The sequence below is a fragment of the Dokdonella koreensis DS-123 genome (assembly GCF_001632775.1).
In the GTDB taxonomy this organism is placed as follows: Bacteria; Pseudomonadota; Gammaproteobacteria; order Xanthomonadales; family Rhodanobacteraceae; genus Dokdonella; species Dokdonella koreensis.
Genome location: NZ_CP015249.1, coordinates 3,348,142 through 3,366,495, shown reverse-complemented (window position 1 = coordinate 3,366,495; position 18,354 = coordinate 3,348,142). Strand labels below are relative to the sequence as shown.

The following is an 18,354-nucleotide window of genomic DNA, read 5'->3' as shown; positions in this document are numbered from 1 at the left end:
CTGGCCCGGGGCGGTCGCTGCGATGCCGCAGCGCCGGTGTGGCCTGCCGCACGGCAGATCACGGGCAGCTGTGACACACTCGGGCGATCGCTGGAATGCCGGCCCCCTGCCGGCTGGAGTCGAACCATGAGGCGCCTCTTGCCCGTCGTGCTGTCCCTGCTCGCGCTCCCCCTGGTCGCCGGCGCCGCCGGCAACGGCGGCCGTGTCTACACCTGGAAGGACGCGCAGGGCGTCACCCATTTCTCCGATTCGCCGCCGCCGGCAGGCGTCAAGGCCGCCAAGCAGATCACCGTGCGTGGCGACACGCCGGTCACGGCCGATGCCGCCGCGCCGGCCGCGGCTGCGCCGACCGACGCCGCCACCGCTGCGGCCGATGGCGGGGCGAGCGCGCCGCTGACCGACAGTCCCGAAGCGCGCCAGCAGGTCTGCGCGCAGGCCCGCCGCAACGCCGAGCTGCTGGAAGGGCCGCAGCAGGTCAGCATGGACCTCAAGGGCGACGGCGCCAGCCAGACCCTGAGCGCCGAGCAGCGCCAGGAGCAGCTCGCCCAGGCACGCGAGCGCATCGCGTTCTACTGCCGCTGACGCCACGCCTGCGCGCAGGCCCGGCCGGCGCGTGCCGCTCCGGCGGCTGTGTGCGCGGTCCGGGTGGCGACCCGTGCGGCGCTGCGCCGCCGGGCCCGTTCGCACAGCGCGGAGAACCTGCGGGCGCCTGCTAGAATCACCGGTTCCGTCGATCCTGCGAAACCGGCCATGCGTCTTTCCCGATTCCACCTCGCCACCGTCAAGGAAGTCCCGGCCGATGCCGAGATCGCCAGCCACCGGCTGATGCTGCGCGCCGGCATGCTGCGCAAGCTGGCGGCCGGCATCTACACCTGGTCGCCGCTGGGCCTGCGCGTGCTGCGCAAGGTCGAGCAGGCCGTGCGCGAGGAGATGAACCGCGCCGGCGCGATCGAGCTGCTGATGCCCTCGATCCAGCCGCGCGAGCTGTGGGAGGAGACCGGCCGCTGGGAGAAGTTCGGCGGGCAGCTCCTGAAGCTGCGCGACCGCAAGGATGCCGAGTACTGCTACGGGCCGACCCACGAAGAGGTCGTCACCGATTTCGCGCGCAACGAACTGCGCAGCTACAAGCAGCTGCCGGTCAACTTCTACCAGATCCAGACCAAGTTCCGCGACGAGATCCGCCCGCGCTTCGGCGTCATGCGCGCGCGCGAGTTCCTGATGAAGGATGCCTACTCGTTCCATCTCGACCCGGCGAGTCTGGAGGCCGAGTACCGCAACATGTACGAGACCTACGGGCGCATCTTCACGCGCCTGGGGCTCCGGTTCCGCGCGGTCCAGGCCGATACCGGCGCGATCGGCGGCAACGCCAGCCACGAGTTCCAGGTGCTGGCCGATTCGGGCGAGGACGCGATCGCGTTCTCGACCGGCTCGGACTACGCGGCCAACATCGAGCTGGCCGAGGCGCTCGCGCCGGCCGGCACGCGTCCGGCGCCGGCGCACGCGCTGGAGCGCGTCGATACGCCGACGCAGAAGACGATCGATGAGATCTGCGCCTTCCTCGGCGTGGCGCCGGCCCAGTGCGTCAAGACGATCCTGGTGCGCGGTGTCGACGGCCTGGTCGCGCTGTGCGTGCGCGGCGACCACGAGATCAACGAGGTCAAGGCCGCCAAGCTCGCCGAGCTGCCGGGCGAATCGGTGCTGGCCGACGAGGCCGAGATCCTCAAGGCGACCGGCGTGCGGCCGGGCTTCATCGGACCGGCCGGGCTGCCGGCCTCGATCCCGGTGATCGTCGACCGCTCCGCCGCGATCCTGGCCGACTTCGTCTGCGGCGGCAATGCCGACGGCAGCCACTACCGCGGGGCCAACTGGGAGCGCGATGCGCGCATCACGCGCATCGCCGACCTGCGCAAGGTCGTCGAGGGCGATCCTTCGCCGGACGGGCAGGGCGAACTCGGCATTGCCCGCGGCATCGAGGTCGGGCACGTCTTCCAGCTCGGCCAGAAGTACGCCGAGGTGCTCGGTGCGACCGTGCTCGACGACCAGGGCAAGTCGCGCGTGCTGTGGATGGGCTGCTACGGCATCGGCGTCAGCCGCATCGTCGCCGCGGCGATCGAGCAGAACCACGACGAGGCCGGCATCGCCTGGCCCGAGGCGATGGCGCCGTGGCGCGTGGCGATCTGCCCGATCGGCGCGCACCAGAGCGAAGCCGTGCGCGAGGAGGCCGAGCGGCTCTATGCCGAGCTGGCGCAGGCCGGCATCGACGTGGTGCTCGACGATCGCGGCCTGCGGCCGGGTGCGATGTTCGCCGACATGGAACTGATCGGGATTCCGCACCGCATCGTCGTCAGCGATCGCGGCCTGGCGGCCGGCACCTACGAGTACCGGCGCCGCAGCGAAAGCGAGAACCGGTCGCTGACGCGCGAGGACATCGGACGCCTGTTCGACTGAGCCGTTTCCGGCTGCGCGCCCCGGACATCCGTCCGGGGCGGCGGTCGGTTCAGCCGGCGGGGCGCCGCCAGCGGCGCAGCCGGCCGAAGGCCTCGGCGATGCGGCCGGCCAGGGTGTAGCGGCGGCGCAGCATCGCCACTTCCTCGTGCTGCAGCGTTTCGATGCGGGCCTCCCAGCGACGGCGGATCTCCTGCTGCTGCACCTTCGCCTTGAGGTGCAGCCGGATGTTGTCCGGCAGGTCCTCGCGCAACAGGCTGTTGGGCTCGCGCAGCAGGTAGCGGCCGATTTCCTCGAACAGGGCTTCGTCCACCTGGGCGGCCGGGACCACCCGTCCGACCGTCGTGAAATCGTCGTAGTTGGCGAAGCCGAGCTTGAGCTGCGCGCTCGCCGCGTCGATGCTCGCGGTCAGCCCGAGCGGGATGCGGCCCTTGGCCTTGAAGGTCGCGGCCACCACCTCGCCGCCCGGATCCTTCTCCGGCGCCAGCATGCCGCCGAGGCGATGGCGCTGGAACAGCGCAGCCACCGTCTTGATCTTGCCCGAGCCGCGCACGACCGCCGAAGGACACTCGGCGCTGGCGACCGTGGCGTGCGAGACCAGCTTGATCTCGCGGGCCTGGGTCTGCTTGCTGGTGCGCAGGTCGTAGTCGTGATCGAGGTAGGCGACCACGTCGCCGTAGCCGGGAATCGGATGGCGCAAGGCCACCCGCGGCGCGACGATCTTGAGGTTGGCCATGAAGCGCTGCAGATACGCCTGGAGTGCGTCCATCGCCGGCTCCAGCTGCATCCGGTAGATTTCATCGCGTTCGGCGCGACGCTGCGCCTCGTCCGCTTCGCCGCTCCGGCGTTTCTCGGCTTCCTGTTCAAGCGAATCGAGCAAGCCCACATCCGATCCCCAGCAAAGGACGGCGCCTCGCGCAACCGCCGCGATGCGTGTCCGGATTCCCCCGCGATGGCCGCTGGCGCGGCCGGCCCTGTGGCGACAGTAATACCAATGCGCACGCGAAAATGCCAGTGGGCGGACCGCCGGGCGCGCGGGCGGGCGCATTTGCGCTGGCGCCGCCGCCGGTATCGCTATTGCGATCGGGACGGGCAGTGGATATTGACATTTTTGAAACAGCCGGCCGGTACTTTCGGCACGGGTCTGCAGTTTTTAGCGGATTTGTTTTATTATGCCGCCGCTGTACCTGTAATTTCCCCGGAGTCACCTTTAAATGGCAATCGATATCAAGAATCTCAATCACAATCAGTTGAACGACCTGATCGGTCGCGCCCAGCAGCGCCAGGAAGAATTGGCCAAGGACAAGTTGAGCAAGCTGCGCGACAAAGTCGTCGCCCTGATCACCGCCGAAGGTTTCACGGTGGATGATGTTTTCGGGACCGGCCGCAAGGCTGCCCGCCGTGTCAGCAAGGTGAAGCCGAAGTACCGCAACCCGGCCGATCCGAGCCAGACCTGGACCGGCCGCGGCAAGCGCCCGCGCTGGTTCAATGCCGCGTTGAGCGCAGGCAAGAAGGAAAAGGACCTGTTGATCGCTTGATGCGGTCCACGGCAAGGATTTGCACCACGAGAACGCCGGCCGCAGGGCCGGCGTTTTTCTTTTCCGCGAGCGTATTTTTCCCGGAACGACGGCCCGGCCGGCGCGGCGTCAGTCGCGCATCAGCGTGGACTTGCCGAACAGGCTCTCGACCAGGTCCACGGTCAGCACCGCGGTGCGGTTGCGCACGTCGAATGCGGGATTGAGTTCGACGATGTCGAGCGAGCCCAGGCAGCGACGGTCGGCGATCATCTCCATCGCCAGTTGCGCCTCGCGGTAGTTGGGGCCGCCGGGAATCGTCGTGCCGACACCGGGCGCGATTTCCGGATCGAGGAAGTCCACGTCGAAGCTGACGTGCAGGTGGGTGTCCTCGTCGATGCCCTCGAGCGCTTCCTCCATCGTCCGGCGCATGCCGATCTCGTCGATGTAGCGCATGTCGTAGATGTCGAGCCCGGCATCGCGCACCAGGCGTTTCTCGCCGGCGTCCACCGAGCGGATGCCGATCTGGCGGATGCGATCAGGCGTGATCGCCGGGGAGGAGCCCCCCAGTTCGGTCAGCTCGCGCGGGCCGTAGCCGCAGAGGCAGGCGACCGGCATGCCGTGCACGTTGCCGGAGGGCGTGATCGTGCTGGTGTTGAAGTCGGCATGCGCGTCGAACCACAGGACCACCAGCTTGCGGCCGCGCTCGCGGCAGTGTCCGGCGACGGCGGTGATCGAGCCCAGCGCCAGCGAATGATCGCCGCCGAGCAGGACCGGCAGGTGGCCGGCGCCCAGCTCCGCGCGCACGGCCGTCATCACGGCGCGGTTCCAGGCGGTGACTTCGGTCAGGTGCCGGTAGCCGTCCACGGGCGGCAGCCATGGATTGAGCGGGCCGGACAGGTTGCCGCGGTCGACGACGTCGATGCCGCGTTCGCGCAGCGCCTGGGCCAGGCCGGCCACGCGCAGGGCCTCGGGCCCCATCGAGGCACCGCGATGGCCGGCGCCGATGTCGGTGGGGGCGCCGATCAGGGCGACCGGGGGAAATCGCTGGGGCATGGCGGCAGGGCCTGCAGACGGCAAGGGGGCGCAGGATAGCCGGCGCTCCACCGGCGTTCCAGGCCGTGCGCAGCATCGGCAGGCGCTGCCAAGCTGCCATCACCGGACTGCGTGCTGCGAGAACCCCGGCGTGGCGCGCTGTGCCGGACGGTGCCGCGTGCCCGGCCTCAGCTGGCCTGGCGTTGCGCCACGTACCGGTGGATCGTCGCGACCAGCGCCTCCACCGGCCCGCTCTTGAGCACGAACGCATCGCAGCCGGCGGCCAGCGCGGCCTGTTCCAGCGGCGCGGCGGGGTCGTTCGCGAGGCAGATGCGCGCAATGCGGGCGAAGCTCGATTCGCGCCCGAGCATGCCGGCGATCTCGGCGGCGGTCTCGCCGTGCAGCCAGTAGTCGAGCACGATCGCCTGGCAGGGCCAGGTCACCAGCATCTGCCACAGCGCTGCCGAATCGGCCACGTGCTGCACGACCAGTCCCTGCCGTTCCAGGTGCTCGCGCAATTCGCGCGCCTGCTCGACGCTGTCCAGGACCAGGATGACCCGCACCGGTGCCGGCGGGGCCGAGGTCTCCGCGGCGTTCGCCGGTGCCGGATGCTCCTGGGCGGCCAGCGCGTCGATCAGCGCCTGGATCGATGCGTGCAGGTCCCCGGCCGGTGCCGCCGTTAGGTCAGGCGGGCGGGCGGGCCGCGGCGCCTGCAGCAGGTGTTCCTCGACGCCGCGCGCCAGCGTGCCGATCGCCTCGAAGCCGTAGGCCGGTGCCGACCCGGCCAGGCGATGCACCAGGCGCTGCAGGTCGGCGCGTGCGCCTTCCTCGCCGCCGGTGTGCAGCACCTGTTGCCAGGCGCGCTCGATCTCGCTGCGCTTGCGCGGGAACGAGTCCGTGTAACGCTGGTGCAGCAGGTCGAACGCGGGCGGTTGGTCGGTCATAGGGATCGTGCGGTGGCGGGGTACCGGTTTCGCGCCATGGGCTCCTGTATAGCACCGGCCCGGAAGGCCCGATGGGCCGTTCACGATCTTTAACCGTTACAGGGTGGCAGTGTCGCAGGGACGGCGCACAATGCGCCCTCGTCCCGTTCGCGCCCTTCCGGCGCCCGTCCTTGGAGCCCAAGCAATGAACACGCGCGATGTCGACCTGATCGGCCAGGTCATGAGTCAGTTGGGGCCGTCCGACCTGGGCGCGATCGCGCAGCAGCTCGGCGTATCGGAAGACCGCGCCGGCACGGCGGTCGAGCAGGCGCTGCCGCTGCTGCTGGGCGGCCTGGCCCGCAACGCGGCCACCGACGACGGCGCCAGTGCGCTGTTCGGCGCGGTCAATCGCGATCACCAGGGACTCGACCTGGGCAGCGTGCTCGGCAGCGTCCTGGGCGGCGGCGGCCAGGGTGGCGGCATCCTCGGCCACATCTTCGGGGGCCGCCAGCCGCAGGCGGCGCAGGGATTGGGCCAGGTCAGCGGATTGGGCACGCAGAATGCCGCCCAGCTGCTCGCGATGCTGGCGCCGCTGGTGATGGCGGCACTCGGCCGGGCCACGCGCGACCAGCAGCTCGATGCCGGCGGTCTCGGCGGCCTGCTCGGCCAGCAGGCGCCGCAGGCGGCCCGCCAGGGCGGCGCCGGCGACCTGGTCAGCGCCGTGCTCGATCGCAACGGCGACGGCGAGGTCGACCTGGGCGAGCTGCTGCAGGCCGGAAGCGGCCTGCTCGGCGCCTTCGGCCGGCGCTGAAACGCCGGCACGGTGCAGCGCGGTCCGCACGCTGATCCGCGGACCGCGCCTCAGCTGCCGCGCGGCGACGTGCGGAAGTACGCCTCGGCCAGCGCGCCGTGCAGCTGCACCAGGCCGATCTGGATGCGGTCCATCGCCGCCTTGGGGCCCTGTTCGGCGAGCGCGGCGGTGTCGGCCGTGCGGACGATGCCCTGCACGCCGGCCAGGGCGCGCGACACCGCCGCCTTGCCCGGGATCCGCTTGAGCGTGCTCTCCACCCGGTCCAGGCAATAGGTGACGCTGCGCGGGAACTCGGCATCCTGCAGCAGGAAGCGCAGTGCCAGCGCCGGTGTCACGCGCTGGCGCACCTGCCGCCGGTACATCTGGTAGGCCTCCAGCGAACGCAGCACGCTGATCCACTGCACCGCGCGGAACGAGGCCAGGTCGTCCGCCACGCGCGGCCGGATCAATCCGGAGCCGCCGGCGTCGATGATGCGCGTGGTCATGTCGGCCTGCTCCAGCGCCGTGCCCAGCCGCAGGAACTGGAACCCGGTGTCGCGGCTGACATTGGCGGTCAGCATGCCCGACACGGCCAGGCAGCCGTCGACGATGCGGCTCAGCAGCTCCTGCCGGTAGCGGCGGCCGAGCGTGCGTTCGCCGCTGTCGCCCAGCCACAGGTACAGCGCATTGACGCGTTCCCAGCTTTCGGCCGGCAGCGTGTCGCGGATCGAGCGCAGCGCCTCGCGCGCGGCCCGCAGCGAACTCAGCAGCGAGCACGGACTGCGCGGATCGATCAGCAGGAAGCGCACGACGTCGGCCTCGGCCGCGTCCTCGCCGCCCTGCGGGTGCGACGCACGGAACGCCGCCTGCACGCCGAGCGTGTCCAGCAGCGGCTGCCAGGCGAAGCGCACGTTGCGCGGCAGGTCCAGCTGCAGCTGGCTGTTGACGTTGACCAGGCGCGCCGTGTTCTCGGCGCGGCGCAGGTAGCGCGTGAACCAGTAGAGGTTGTCCGCCACGCGCGACAGCATCAGGCGCTCTCCTCCAGATCCACGATCCAGGTGTCCTTGGCACCGCCGCCCTGCGAGCTGTTGACGACCAGCGAGCCCTTCTTCATCGCCACGCGCGTGAGGCCGCCGGTGGTCACGTAGATGTCGCTGCGCGACAGCACGAACGGGCGCAGGTCCAGGTGCCGCGGCTGCGGGCCGGTATCGGTCACCACCGGCGCCGTCGAGAGCGCCAGCGTCGGCTGGGCGATGTAGTTGCGCGGGCGGGCGGCGATCAGCTTCGCGAACTGCTCGCGCTGGCGCTTGGTCGAGCGTGGCCCGACCAGCATGCCGTAGCCGCCCGACTCGTTGGCCGGCTTGACCACCAGCTCGGCCAGGTGATCGAGCACGTACTTGCGCTGGCGCGCGTCGTCGCACAGGTAGGTGGGCACGTTCGGCAGGATCGGCTCCTGGTCCAGGTAGTACCGGATCATCTTCGGCACGTAGGCGTACACGACCTTGTCGTCGGCCACGCCGGCGCCGGGCGCGTTGGCCAGCGCCACCTTGCCGGCGCGCCAGGCGCGCATCAGGCCCGGCACGCCGAGCACCGAGTCCTTGATGAAGCATTCCGGATCGATGTAGAGGTCGTCCACGCGCCGGTAGATCACGTCCACGCGGCGCGGGCCGTAGACCGTGCGCATGTAGCAGACGTCGTCGTCGCCGACGTGGAGGTCGCCGCCCTCCACCAGCTCCACGCCCATGCTCTGCGCGAGGTAGCAGTGCTCGAAGTACGCGCTGTTGTAGATGCCCGGCGTCAGCAGGGCGATCACCGGCTGCTCGCCCGGCCGCGGCGACAACGCCGCCAGCGTGTCGTAGAGCTGGGCCGGGTAGTCGTCCACCGGCAGGATCGCGGTGGTCTCGAACAGTTCCGGGAACACGCGCTTGGCGACCAGCCGGTTCTCCAGCAGGTAGGACACGCCGCTCGGGATGCGCAGGTTGTCCTCCAGCACGTACAGCGTGCCGTCGCCGTCGCGGACCAGGTCCGAGCCGCAGATGTGTGCCCAGATGCCGAGCGGCGGGCGGATGCCGACGCACTGCGCGCGGAAGTTGACCGATTCCTTGAGGATCGCGCGCGGCACGACCTTGTCGCGCAGGATCTTCTGCTCGCCGTAGAGGTCGTCGATGAACAGGTTCAGCGCCTGCACGCGCTGGCGCAGGCCGGCCTCGGTGCGCGCCCATTCGGTGCGCGGGATCACGCGTGGGATCACGTCGAACGGCAGCGTGCGGTCCACATTGCGGCCTTCGGAGTAGACCGTGAAGGTCACGCCCATCTCGCGCGCGGCCAGGTCCGCCGCCAGCTGGCGCTCGGCCAGGTCCTTGCGCGACAGTCCGGTGATGTACTCGATCAGGCGCCGTGCGGCGGGGCGCGGCCGGCCGTCCGCGTGGATCAGTTCGTCGTAGGTGGGCGGCTTGTACCGGCTCCAATCCATGCACGCGTCCTCGATCGAGTGTCCGCCCGCGATGGGCGGCCTACCTGCCATCCCGGGGGATGAGGATATTGCGACGCATCATGCACGGCCGCCGCGATGCCGTCGAGACGGCGCCGGCGCCTGCCCGCGGCTACACGGCCGCCAGCGGCAGGGTTTCCAGGTCCCAGCGTGGATGCACCGCGATCGCCGGCGGTTCGAGCTGGCCGGCCGCCAGGCGCAGGGCGCCGGCCAGGGCGATCATCGCGCCGTTGTCGGTGCAGAACGCCGGCCGCGGGAAGTAGACGGCGAAGCCCTCCTGCGCGGCCGCCTCGGCCAACTGGGCGCGCAGTCGCCGGTTGGCGCCGACACCGCCGGCGATCACCAGCCGGCGCACGCCGGTGGCCGCCAGCGCGCGCCGGCACTTGATCGCCAGCGTGTCGACCACGGCCTCCTCGAAGCCGCGTGCGAGATCGGCCCGGGCCTGGTCGTCGCCGGCGCTGGCCTGCCAGGCCAGCAGCGCCTGGGTCTTGAGGCCGGAGAAGCTGAAGTCCAGGCCGGGCCGGTCGGTCATCGGCCGGGCGAAGCGGAACCGGCCGGCGGTGCCTGTCTCCGCCAGCCGCGCCAGCGCCGGGCCGCCGGGGTAGGGCAGTCCCATCAGCTTGGCAGTCTTGTCGAAGGCTTCGCCGGCGGCGTCGTCCAGCGTGTCGCCGAGCAGGCGGTAGCGGCCGATCGCGGTCACCTCGATCAGCATCGAGTGCCCGCCCGAGACCAGCAGGGCCACGTACGGCGGCTCGGGCGGATCGGCTTCCAGCATCGGGGCCAGCAGGTGGCCCTCCATGTGGTGGACGCCGATCGCCGGCCGCTCCAGCGCCCAGGCCAGCGATCGCGCCGCGGCGGCGCCGACCAGCAGCGCGCCCGCCAGGCCCGGGCCGGCGGTGTAGGCGACCCCGGCCAGGTCGGCCAGGCCCAGGCCGGCATCGGCCAGCGTCTGCCGCACCAGCGGCAGCAGCTTGCGGACGTGGTCGCGCGAGGCCAGCTCCGGCACCACGCCGCCGTAGTCGGCATGCAGGCGGATCTGGCTGTAGAGCCGGTGCGCCAGCAGGCCGCGGTCGCGGTCGTACAGCGCCACCCCGGTCTCGTCGCAGGAGGTCTCGATGCCCAGCACCGGGCCCGCCATCAGGGCCGTGGGGGAGGGCTTTGCAATGGTCTTGTCGGTCACGGTAGAATGCACGGCTCGCCCGCCAGCCCGGGCAGATCAGTTTACAGCGGAGTTCATCGATGCCCAGCGTCAAAGTTCGTGAGAACGAGCCATTTGAGTTCGCCCTGCGCCGATTCAAGCGCACCTGTGAGAAGGCCGGTATCCTGGCCGAAGTGCGCAAGCGCGAGTTCTACGAAAAGCCGACCCAGGAGCGCAAGCGCAAGCGCGCCGCCGCGGTCAAGCGTCACCTGCGTCGCGTCTCGCGCGACGTGACCAAGCGCCAGCGCCTGTACTGATTGCCCTCGGCGGACGCCCGCGTCCGCCGAAAGCGAAGCCGGGCTGTCGATCGGCCGATGTTGCTCAGCAACGTCGGCCGTTTGCGTTTCCACTGATCCAGCCCGTGTCCCGCCCGTGATCCAACCGCCGTGCGGGCGGTTTTCCCGCCCGGAGCCGAGGAGCCCAGCATGTCACTCAAAGACCAGATCACCGCCGACATGAAGGCCGCCATGAAGGGCGGCGACAAGGAGCGCCTGGGCGTCATCCGTCTGATCCAGGCCGCGATCAAGCAGCGCGAGGTCGACGAGCGCATCGTGCTCGACGATACCCAGGTGCTGGCCGTGCTGGAGAAGATGCTCAAGCAGCGGCGCGACTCGATCACGCAGTTCGAGGCGGCCGCCCGCACCGACCTGGCCGACAAGGAAAAGGCCGAGGTCACGGTGATCCAGGGCTACCTGCCCGCCGCGCTCGACGCGGCCGAGCTGGCGGCCATCATCGACGCCGCCGTCGCCGAGTCGGGCGCCGCCAGTGCCCGCGACATGGGCAAGGTGGTGGCCCTGGTCAAGCCGCGCGTCGCCGGACGCGCCGACATGGGCCAGGTCTCCGGCCTGATCAAGGCGCGGCTCGGCGGCTGACGCGCGCACCGCGGCGGGCGCCCGCCGTGCCACTTGCGGGTCCGCGCCGCATCCCCATGTCGGTCGGCTCGTCAGCGAGGAACTCCCATGTCCGGACCCAGCACCGTCAAGGACGAACCGATCCGCGGCCGCGACCAGCTGGTCGAGTTCATCGCTTCCGGCGGCAAGCCCGAGGCGGATTGGCGGATCGGCACCGAGCATGAGAAGTTCGGCTTTCGCCTCGACGACCTGCGCCCGCCGACCTGGGACGGGCCGCGCGGCATCGGCGCCCTGCTGGAAGGGTTGACCCGTTTCGGCTGGGCGCGCGTCGAGGAGGACGGCAAGCTGATCGCGCTGACGCGCGACGCCGCCTCGGTGACGCTGGAACCGGCCGGCCAGCTGGAGCTGTCCGGCGCGCCGCTCGCCTCGATCCACGAAACCTGCAGCGAGGTCACCGGCCACCTCGGCGAGGTCAAGGCCGTCGCCGACACGCTCGGGCTCGGCTTCCTCGGCATGGGCTTCCAGCCCAAGTGGGCGCGCGCGGACATGCCGTGGATGCCCAAGGGCCGCTACGCGATCATGCGCCGCTACATGCCGCAGGTCGGCAACCTCGGCCTGGACATGATGACGCGCACCTGCACGGTGCAGGTCAATCTCGACTTCGCCGACGAAGCGGACATGGTCAAGAAGTTCCGTGCCTCGCTGGCGCTGCAGCCGGTGGCGACCGCGCTGTTCGCCGACTCGCCGTTCACCGAAGGCAAGCCCAACGGCTACCTCAGCTACCGCTCGCACATCTGGACCGACACCGATCCGGACCGGACCGGCATGCTCGACTTCGTCTTCGAGGACGGCTTCGGCTACGAGCGCTACGTGGACTACCTGCTCGACGTGCCGATGTACTTCAGCTACCGCGACGGCCGCTACGTGGACCTCGCCGGCCGCTCGTTCCGGCGCTTCATGGACGGGGCGCTCGACGAGCTGCCCGGCGCCACGCCCACGCTGAAGGACTTCGCCGACCACCTGACCACCGCCTTCCCCGAGGTGCGGCTCAAGAAGTACCTGGAGATGCGCGGCGCCGACGGCGGACCGTGGAGCCGGCTGTGCGCGCTGCCGGCGTTCTGGGTGGGCCTGCTCTACGACGGCGAGGCGCTCGATGCGGCCTGGGACCTGGTCAAGGACTTCACGCCGGCCGAGCGCCACGCCCTGCGCGACGGCGTGCCGGCGCAGGCGCTGAAGCTGCCGTTCCGCGGCGGCACCCTGCGCGACCTCGCCGCCGAGGCGCTGAAGATCTCCGCCCACGGCCTGCGCAAGCGCGCACGCCGCAACGCCAACGGCGCGGACGAATCGATCTTCCTCGATCCGCTCGTCGAGATCGTCGAGGCCAACCAGACGCCGGCCGAACGCAAGCTCGAGCTGTTCCACGGGCCGTGGAACGGCAGCGTCGATCCGCTGTTCGGGCAATTCGCCTACTGAATCCCGGCCGCCTGCCGCGGCGGGCGGTCGCGGCGAAACCCGGTTCCGCGGGTGCTCAGTGCGCGCGCGGCGGCGTCAGCCGGAAATCGCCGATCGACCCGTCCGGGTCGCAGACCACGTCGGCGGTCACCGTCGTCTTCTCGAACATCAGCGGTACGAACACCTCGCTGCGGCCGTTGACCACGCCGCCGTGCAGGCGGCCGATCACGCGCAGCGCGCCGTGGGCGGCGCCGGTTTCGGTCCAGAGCGTCTCGAGCGCCGCCGGCGGCAGCCGCCCGGCCAGTGCCGCCGAGAACGCCGTACCGGCGCCGGCATAGTCGGCGCGGGACAGCGCGTCGAGCAGGGTACTCGCGCGTTGCTCGCAGCGGGCCGTGGCGGTGAGCGGCGCGGCCTGGGCCAGGCCGCAGCACAGCGCGAGCACGGCCGCGCCGGCGATGCGTCTTGCCATCGGAGTCTCCTCGGCCGCGGCCGGATGCGGGAATCGGCCGGGCGGCGCCTCGCCGCCCGGCCGTTGCAGCTTACTTCAGGCCGCGGTGCTCGAGCAGCGGCTCGACGCTGGGATCCTTGCCGCGGAACGCGCGGTAGAGCGTGGCCAGCTCCACCGTGTTGCCGCGCGAGAGGATCTTGTCGCGGAAGACCTGGCCGTTCTCGCGCGTCATGCCGCCGTTCTCGCGGAACCACTGGAACGCGTCGTGATCGAGCACCTCGGACCAGAAGTAGGCGTAGTAGCCGGCCGAGTAGCCGCCGCCCCAGATGTGCGCGAAGTAGGAGCTGCGGTAGCGCGGCGGCACTTCCGGCAGGTCCACGCCGTAGCGCTTGAGCGCGTCGGCCTCGAAGGCCTGCACGTCCTGCTTGCCGGCGTCGGCCGGCAGGCTGTGCCAGGCCTGGTCGAGCAGGGCGGCCGCCAGGTACTCGGTGGTCGCGTAGCCCTGGTTGAACGTGCGCGTCTTGCGGATCTTCTCGACCAGTTCGGCCGGCATCGCCTCGCCGGTCTGGTGGTGGCGCGCGTAGTTGGCGAACACCACCGGGTCGTTGGCCCAGTGCTCGTTGAACTGCGACGGGAACTCGACGAAGTCGCGCGCGACGTTGGTGCCGGCCAGCGACGGGTACTTGGTCGCCGAGAACATGCCGTGCAGCGCGTGGCCGAACTCGTGGAAGGTCGTGGTCACCTCGTCGAACGACAGCAGGGCCGGCTGGCCCGGCGCCGGCTTGGTGTAGTTGCAGACGTTGTAGACCACCGGGATCGTCCCGGTCAGGCCGTTCTGCTCGACGAAGTTGCCCATCCAGGCGCCGCCGCGCTTGCTGTCGCGCTTGAAGTAGTCGGCGTAGAACAGCGCCAGCTGCTTGCCGTCGGCGTCGAACACGTCGAACACGCGCACGTCCGGGTGGTAGACCGGGATGTCCTTGCGCTCCTTGAACGTGAGGCCGTAGAGCTTGTTGGCGGCGAAGAACACGCCGTCGTTGAGCACGCGGTCCAGCTCGAAGTACGGCCGGACCTGGCTCTCGTCCAGGTCGAACTCGGCCTTGCGCACCTGTTCGGCGTACAGGTCCCAGTCCCAGGCGGCCAGCTTGAAGCCACCCTTCTGCGCATCGATCAGCTGCTGCATCTTGGCCGCCTCGCCGCGCGCCTTGGCGGTGGCGGCCGGGACGGTGTCGGTCAGCAGCTTGATCGCCGCCTCCGGCGTCTTGGTCATCTGGTCGGACAGGCTGTAGGCGGCGTAGTTGGGGAAGCCCAGCAGCTTGGCGCGCTGCGCGCGAAGCTCGGCCTGGCGCTGGATCGTGGCCTGCGTGTCGTTGGCGTCACCGTGCTCGGCGCGCGTCATCGAGGCGCGCAGCAGTTCCTCGCGCAGACCCCGGTCCTTCAGCGAGGCCAGCGCCGGCTGCTGCGTGGTGTTCTGCAGCGGGATCACCCACTTGCTGTCCAGCTTGCGGCCCTTGGCCGCTTCCGCCGCCGCGACGACGCCGGCCTCGTCGTAGCCGTCCAGCCGCGCGCGATCGTCGACGGTGACCGCCGCCGCGTTGGTCGCCGCCAGCAGCTTGCTGGCGAAGCTCGTCGACAGCGAGGACTCTTCCTTGTTGATCTCGCGCAGCGTCGCCTTGTCGGCATCGCCGAGCAGCGCACCGGCGCGGACGAAGCGGCGGTGGTACTCCTCCGCCAGCGTCTTCTGCTCGGCATCCAGGCCGGCCGTGTCACGCGCGTCGTAGACCGCCTTGACGCGGGCGAACAGCTTTGGATCGAGGTAGATCTCGTCGGCGTGCGCGGCCATCTTCGGCGCCAGCACCTCCTCGGTCTTCTGCAGCGTCTCGTTGGTGTTGGCCGAGGTCAGCGCCGAGAACACCGTGCTCGCGCGCGTCAGCAGCGTGCCGCTGCGCTCCAGCGCCTCGATCGTGTTGGCGAAGGTCGCCGGCTCGCCGTTGTCGGCGATCGCGCGCACCTCGGCCAGGTGCTGCTTCATGCCTTCCTCGATCGCCGGCTGGTAGTCGGTGTCCTTGAGCGTGTCGAACGGTGGCGCCTGGAACGGCAGCGTGCTGGCGACCAGCAGCGGATTGGCGGTAGCGGCGGGCGTCACGGGCGCTTGGGCCTCCTTGGACGGGGCGGGCGGGGCCTGTGTGCCCGAACCGGAGCATCCGGCGAGCACGAGGGTGATGGCGGCGGCAAGCACGGTCGATCGGTACATCGGTAGCAGGTCCTCGACAGGAAACGGGAAGGGCGCTGCGGCAGCGGCGCGCAACCGGACGAGGATACCAGCCGCGCGCCGGCGGCCATGTGCCATTGGCTGGCGGCCGCGGTGCGGCGGCTTTGATGCCGCAGTGCAACAAGGTAGGCTTGGGCCGATGAACGCCATCGCCCGCAACGCCGCCGACAGCCTCCGCTCGATCGACCTGCCCGAAACCGACCAGCCCCTGCGCGACGACGTCAACCGCGTCGGCTCCCTGGTCGGCGAGATCATCGCCGAGCAGGAAGGCCCCGCCTTCCTCGACGAGGTCGAGCGCATCCGCATCGCGGCCATCGCCCGCCGCGAGACCGGTGCCGCCGCCGCCGATCTGCAGCACGAGCTGGCCGATGCCGACGTGGCCCATGCCGCCGCGCTGGTGCGCGCGTTCTCGACCTACTTCCAGGCCGTCAACGTCGCCGAGCGCGTCCACCGCATCCGCCGCCGCCGCGCCTACGAGATGACCGACGCGCAGCCGCAGCCCGGCGGCCTGCGCCACGTGCTGCGCGGCCTGAAGGCGGCCGGTGTCGGTGCCGGCGAGCTGGCCGGCTGCCTCGCGCGGCTGCGCGTGGAACCGGTGCTGACCGCCCATCCGACCGAGGCCGTGCGCCGCGCCCTGCTGGAGAAGGAGCACGAGCTGGTCCGTGCCCTGATCGCCGACATCGACGGCAATCGCACGCCGGTCGAGCGGCGCGCCGACCTCGAGCGCATGCGCCTGTCGCTGACCGCCGCCTGGCAGACCGCCGAGCTGGCCCTGGAAAAACCCACCGTCGCCGACGAGCTCGAACACGTCGGCTTCTACCTGACCGACGTGCTGTACCGCGTCGTGCCGGTGTTCTACGAGGTGCTGGCCGACGCGCTCGGCGAGTTCGGTCCGGAGGCCGCCGCCACCGTGTTGCCGGCCGTGCTCGGCTTCGGCACCTGGGTCGGCGGCGACATGGACGGCAATCCCAACGTCGGCGCCGAGACCATCGCCGCCACGCTGGCCAGCCAGCGCAGCCAGGTGCTGGTCCTGTACCGGCGCGAAGTGCTCGCCCTGTCCAGCCTGTTGAGCCAGTCGCTGTCGCGCGTGCCGTGCTCGGCCGACGTGCTGGCGCGCATCGACGTCTACCGCGCCCTGCTGCCCAAGGCCGCCGCGCGGCTGAAGTCGCGCCAGCAGGACATGCCGTACCGGCAGCTGCTGCAGCTGGTGGCCGAGCGCCTGGTCGAGTCCGAGCGCGGTCGCGAAGGCGGCTACCCGGACGCGGCCACCTTCGTCGCCGACATCGCCCTGGTCGCCGACAGCCTGCACGCGTACCGCGGCGAGCACGCCGGCGGATTCGCGGTGCGGCGGCTGCTGCGCCGCGCGCAGACCTTCGGTTTCCACCTGGCCACGCTCGACCTGCGCCAGGACTCGGCCGTGCACGATGCGGCGCTCGCCGCCCTGCTCGGCGACGCCGACTGGACCACGCGCGAGGCCGGCGAGCGCGTCGAGCGCCTGGGCGCCGTCCTCGACGATCCGGCCGGTGTCGCCGCCAGCGCCGACGAGACCGCCCGGCGCACGCTGGCCGTGTTCCGCACGGTGGCCGAGCTGCGTCCGCGCTACGGCGCGCGCGCGTTCGGCCCCTACATCGTCAGCATGAGCCGCAGCGCCGCCGATGCGCTGGCCGTGCTGGCATTGGCACGCATCGCCGGCTGCCTGGACGAGGCCGGCGAGGTGCCGCTGGACGTCGCGCCGCTGTTCGAGACCGTCGCCGACCTCGACGCCGCCGAGGACGTCGTGCGCGCGCTGTTCGCCGATCCGCGCTATCGCCGTCACCTCGCCGCGCGCGGCGACCGCCAGGTCGTCATGCTCGGCTATTCGGACAGCGCCAAGGACGCCGGCCTCGCCGCCTCGCGCTGGGCGCTGCAGCAGACGCAGATCGCGCTGACCCGGCTCGCCCGCGAGGCCGGCATCCACATCGTGTTCTTCCACGGCCGCGGCGGCTCGGCCAGCCGCGGCGGCGGCAAGACCGAGCGCGCCGTGATCGCCTCCCCGCGCGGCTCGGTCGACGGCCACCTGCGGCTGACCGAGCAGGGCGAGGTGATCCACCGCAAGTACGGCATCCGCGCGCTGGCACTGCGCAACCTGGAGCAGATGACCGGCGCCGTGCTGCGCGCCACGCTGCGCCCGCGCCCGCCCGAGCCGCGCGAGCCGGCCTGGCGGGCCATGGCCGCCCAGGTCGCCGCCGAGGCGCGCCGCGTCTACCGCGGCCTGGTCCACGAGGATCCGCGCTTCCCCGACTATTTCCGCGCGGCCACGCCGATCGACGTGATCGAGCGCCTGCGCATCGGCTCGCGGCCGTCCCGGCGCGGCGGCAGCGGCGGCATCGAGCGCCTGCGCGCGATCCCGTGGGTGTTCGCCTGGGCGCAGAACCGCGCCGGTCTCACCGGTTGGTACGGCGTCGGCAGCGGCCTCGCACAGGTCATCGCCGCGTCCGGCCGCGACGCCGTCGTCGAGATGACGCGCGACTGGCCGTTCTTCGCGCAGCTCGTCGACGACGTGGAGATGGTGCTGGCCAAGTCGGACCTGGCGATCTTCGAGTGCTACTCGCGCCTGGCCGGTGACCTGCACGCCCCGTACTACGCGCGCATCGCCGAGGAGTTCGACCGCACGCGCAACGCGATCCTCGACCTCAAGGGCGAGACCGAGCTGCTCTCCGGCGACCTGCGCCTGCGCCAGTCGATCCGCCTGCGCAATCCCTACGTCGACCCGATCAGTCTGCTGCAGGTGGACCTGCTCGCGCGCTGGCGCGCCGCCGGTTGCGAGGACGACGACCTGCTGCATGCGCTGATCGCGACCGTCAACGGGATCTCGGCAGGTATCCAGAACACCGGTTGACGCGGGACGCCCTGGCGTTTCACCGTTCGCCGGTGATGCGCGCGCTGCGCGGCGGGGCGC

At 71.1% G+C, this 18,354-nt stretch carries 16 protein-coding genes; 8 read left to right on the top strand and 8 right to left on the bottom strand.

From position 1 onward, the window contains the following. The first annotated feature begins 126 nt into the window (after positions 1 to 126). Together I596_RS18800 and I596_RS13755 are read left to right on the top strand one after the other, a co-directional pair. Positions 127 to 582, top strand: a complete 456-nt coding sequence (locus I596_RS18800; protein WP_190278916.1) for a DUF4124 domain-containing protein — start codon at positions 127 to 129, stop codon at positions 580 to 582. A 168-nt stretch (positions 583 to 750) separates the two neighbouring features. Continuing rightward, a complete protein-coding gene (locus tag I596_RS13755; protein ID WP_067649086.1) occupies positions 751 to 2,448 on the top strand; it encodes a proline--tRNA ligase in 1,698 nt (565 codons plus the stop codon). A gap of 49 nt (positions 2,449 to 2,497) precedes the next feature. Here I596_RS13755 and I596_RS13750 read toward each other — a convergent pair whose 3' ends face one another. Then, positions 2,498 to 3,325 carry a hypothetical protein gene (locus I596_RS13750; protein ID WP_150132169.1) on the bottom strand — a complete coding sequence of 276 codons (828 nt, stop codon included), beginning with the start codon at positions 3,323 to 3,325 and terminating at the stop codon, positions 2,498 to 2,500. 334 nt (positions 3,326 to 3,659) lie between these two features. On the opposite strand from I596_RS13750, the gene I596_RS13745 reads away from it, so the two are divergent. Then, positions 3,660 to 3,983 carry an H-NS histone family protein gene (locus I596_RS13745; RefSeq protein WP_067649080.1) on the top strand — a complete coding sequence of 108 codons (324 nt, stop codon included), beginning with the start codon at positions 3,660 to 3,662 and terminating at the stop codon, positions 3,981 to 3,983. Positions 3,984 to 4,091: 108 nt separating this feature from the next. Here the strand turns inward: I596_RS13745 and rocF are convergent, their stop codons facing one another. Together rocF and I596_RS13735 are read right to left on the bottom strand one after the other, a co-directional pair. Further along, entirely contained in the window at positions 4,092 to 5,015 is a 924-nt protein-coding gene (rocF, locus tag I596_RS13740) for an arginase (RefSeq protein WP_067649077.1), read from the bottom strand. A gap of 167 nt (positions 5,016 to 5,182) precedes the next feature. Next, positions 5,183 to 5,938: an Hpt domain-containing protein gene (locus I596_RS13735; protein WP_067649074.1), complete on the bottom strand. Its 756-nt coding sequence runs from the start codon at positions 5,936 to 5,938 to the stop codon at positions 5,183 to 5,185. 184 nt (positions 5,939 to 6,122) lie between these two features. On the opposite strand from I596_RS13735, the gene I596_RS13730 reads away from it, so the two are divergent. Then, the gene (locus tag I596_RS13730) at positions 6,123 to 6,728 is read left to right on the top strand and encodes a DUF937 domain-containing protein (RefSeq protein WP_067649070.1); all 606 of its coding nucleotides are present in this window, start codon (positions 6,123 to 6,125) and stop codon (positions 6,726 to 6,728) included. 50 nt (positions 6,729 to 6,778) lie between these two features. On the opposite strand, the gene I596_RS13725 is transcribed toward I596_RS13730, so the two are convergent. The 3 genes from I596_RS13725 to tsaD all read right to left on the bottom strand — a co-directional run bounded on the left by I596_RS13725 (position 6,779) and on the right by tsaD (position 10,336). Next, entirely contained in the window at positions 6,779 to 7,735 is a 957-nt protein-coding gene (locus tag I596_RS13725; protein ID WP_067649067.1) for an alpha-E domain-containing protein, read from the bottom strand. Then, positions 7,735 to 9,180, bottom strand: a complete 1,446-nt coding sequence (locus I596_RS13720; RefSeq protein WP_067649064.1) for a circularly permuted type 2 ATP-grasp protein — start codon at positions 9,178 to 9,180, stop codon at positions 7,735 to 7,737. Before I596_RS13720 ends, I596_RS13725 begins: the two co-directional genes overlap by 1 nt. 130 nt (positions 9,181 to 9,310) lie before the next feature. Continuing rightward, complete coding sequence (gene tsaD / locus I596_RS13715) at positions 9,311 to 10,336, bottom strand: tRNA (adenosine(37)-N6)-threonylcarbamoyltransferase complex transferase subunit TsaD (protein ID WP_067649061.1); 1,026 nt, start codon at positions 10,334 to 10,336, stop codon at positions 9,311 to 9,313. Positions 10,337 to 10,437: 101 nt separating this feature from the next. Between tsaD and rpsU the strand changes: the two genes are divergently transcribed. The 3 genes from rpsU to I596_RS13700 all read left to right on the top strand — a co-directional run bounded on the left by rpsU (position 10,438) and on the right by I596_RS13700 (position 12,720). After that, positions 10,438 to 10,653 (top strand): 30S ribosomal protein S21, encoded by a 216-nt coding sequence (rpsU, locus tag I596_RS13710; RefSeq protein ID WP_067649058.1) that lies wholly within the window; start codon positions 10,438 to 10,440, stop codon positions 10,651 to 10,653. A 168-nt stretch (positions 10,654 to 10,821) separates the two neighbouring features. Continuing rightward, positions 10,822 to 11,268, top strand: coding sequence for a GatB/YqeY domain-containing protein (locus tag I596_RS13705; protein ID WP_067649055.1), 447 nt, complete (start codon positions 10,822 to 10,824; stop codon positions 11,266 to 11,268). Positions 11,269 to 11,355: 87 nt separating this feature from the next. Next, entirely contained in the window at positions 11,356 to 12,720 is a 1,365-nt protein-coding gene (locus I596_RS13700; RefSeq protein WP_067649052.1) for a glutamate--cysteine ligase, read from the top strand. Between the two features lie 55 nt (positions 12,721 to 12,775). Here the strand turns inward: I596_RS13700 and I596_RS13695 are convergent, their stop codons facing one another. After that, positions 12,776 to 13,168: a hypothetical protein gene (locus I596_RS13695; protein ID WP_067649049.1), complete on the bottom strand. Its 393-nt coding sequence runs from the start codon at positions 13,166 to 13,168 to the stop codon at positions 12,776 to 12,778. Positions 13,169 to 13,238: 70 nt separating this feature from the next. Beyond that, entirely contained in the window at positions 13,239 to 15,398 is a 2,160-nt protein-coding gene (dcp, locus tag I596_RS13690; RefSeq protein ID WP_067649046.1) for a peptidyl-dipeptidase Dcp, read from the bottom strand. 157 nt (positions 15,399 to 15,555) lie between these two features. Between dcp and ppc the strand changes: the two genes are divergently transcribed. Then, a complete protein-coding gene (ppc, locus tag I596_RS13685) occupies positions 15,556 to 18,294 on the top strand; it encodes a phosphoenolpyruvate carboxylase (protein WP_067649043.1) in 2,739 nt (912 codons plus the stop codon). The last annotated feature ends 60 nt before the right edge of the window (positions 18,295 to 18,354 follow it).

Bases quoted from the DNA above. Each gene is read 5' to 3' on its own strand.
- I596_RS13700 (WP_067649052.1), top strand. From the start codon at position 11,356: ATGTCCGGACCCAGCACCGTCAAGGACGAACCGATCCGCGGCCGCGAC.
- rpsU (WP_067649058.1), top strand. From the start codon at position 10,438: ATGCCCAGCGTCAAAGTTCGTGAGAACGAGCCATTTGAGTTCGCCCTG.
- I596_RS13695 (WP_067649049.1), bottom strand. From the start codon at position 13,168: ATGGCAAGACGCATCGCCGGCGCGGCCGTGCTCGCGCTGTGCTGCGGC.
- I596_RS13725 (WP_067649067.1), bottom strand. From the start codon at position 7,735: ATGCTGTCGCGCGTGGCGGACAACCTCTACTGGTTCACGCGCTACCTG.
- I596_RS13735 (WP_067649074.1), bottom strand. From the start codon at position 5,938: ATGACCGACCAACCGCCCGCGTTCGACCTGCTGCACCAGCGTTACACG.
- dcp (WP_067649046.1), bottom strand. From the start codon at position 15,398: ATGTACCGATCGACCGTGCTTGCCGCCGCCATCACCCTCGTGCTCGCC.
- tsaD (WP_067649061.1), bottom strand. From the start codon at position 10,336: ATGGCGGGCCCGGTGCTGGGCATCGAGACCTCCTGCGACGAGACCGGG.
- I596_RS13745 (WP_067649080.1), top strand. From the start codon at position 3,660: ATGGCAATCGATATCAAGAATCTCAATCACAATCAGTTGAACGACCTG.
- I596_RS18800 (WP_190278916.1), top strand. From the start codon at position 127: ATGAGGCGCCTCTTGCCCGTCGTGCTGTCCCTGCTCGCGCTCCCCCTG.
- I596_RS13755 (WP_067649086.1), top strand. From the start codon at position 751: ATGCGTCTTTCCCGATTCCACCTCGCCACCGTCAAGGAAGTCCCGGCC.
- I596_RS13705 (WP_067649055.1), top strand. From the start codon at position 10,822: ATGTCACTCAAAGACCAGATCACCGCCGACATGAAGGCCGCCATGAAG.
- ppc (WP_067649043.1), top strand. From the start codon at position 15,556: ATGAACGCCATCGCCCGCAACGCCGCCGACAGCCTCCGCTCGATCGAC.
- rocF (WP_067649077.1), bottom strand. From the start codon at position 5,015: ATGCCCCAGCGATTTCCCCCGGTCGCCCTGATCGGCGCCCCCACCGAC.
- I596_RS13720 (WP_067649064.1), bottom strand. From the start codon at position 9,180: ATGGATTGGAGCCGGTACAAGCCGCCCACCTACGACGAACTGATCCAC.
- I596_RS13730 (WP_067649070.1), top strand. From the start codon at position 6,123: ATGAACACGCGCGATGTCGACCTGATCGGCCAGGTCATGAGTCAGTTG.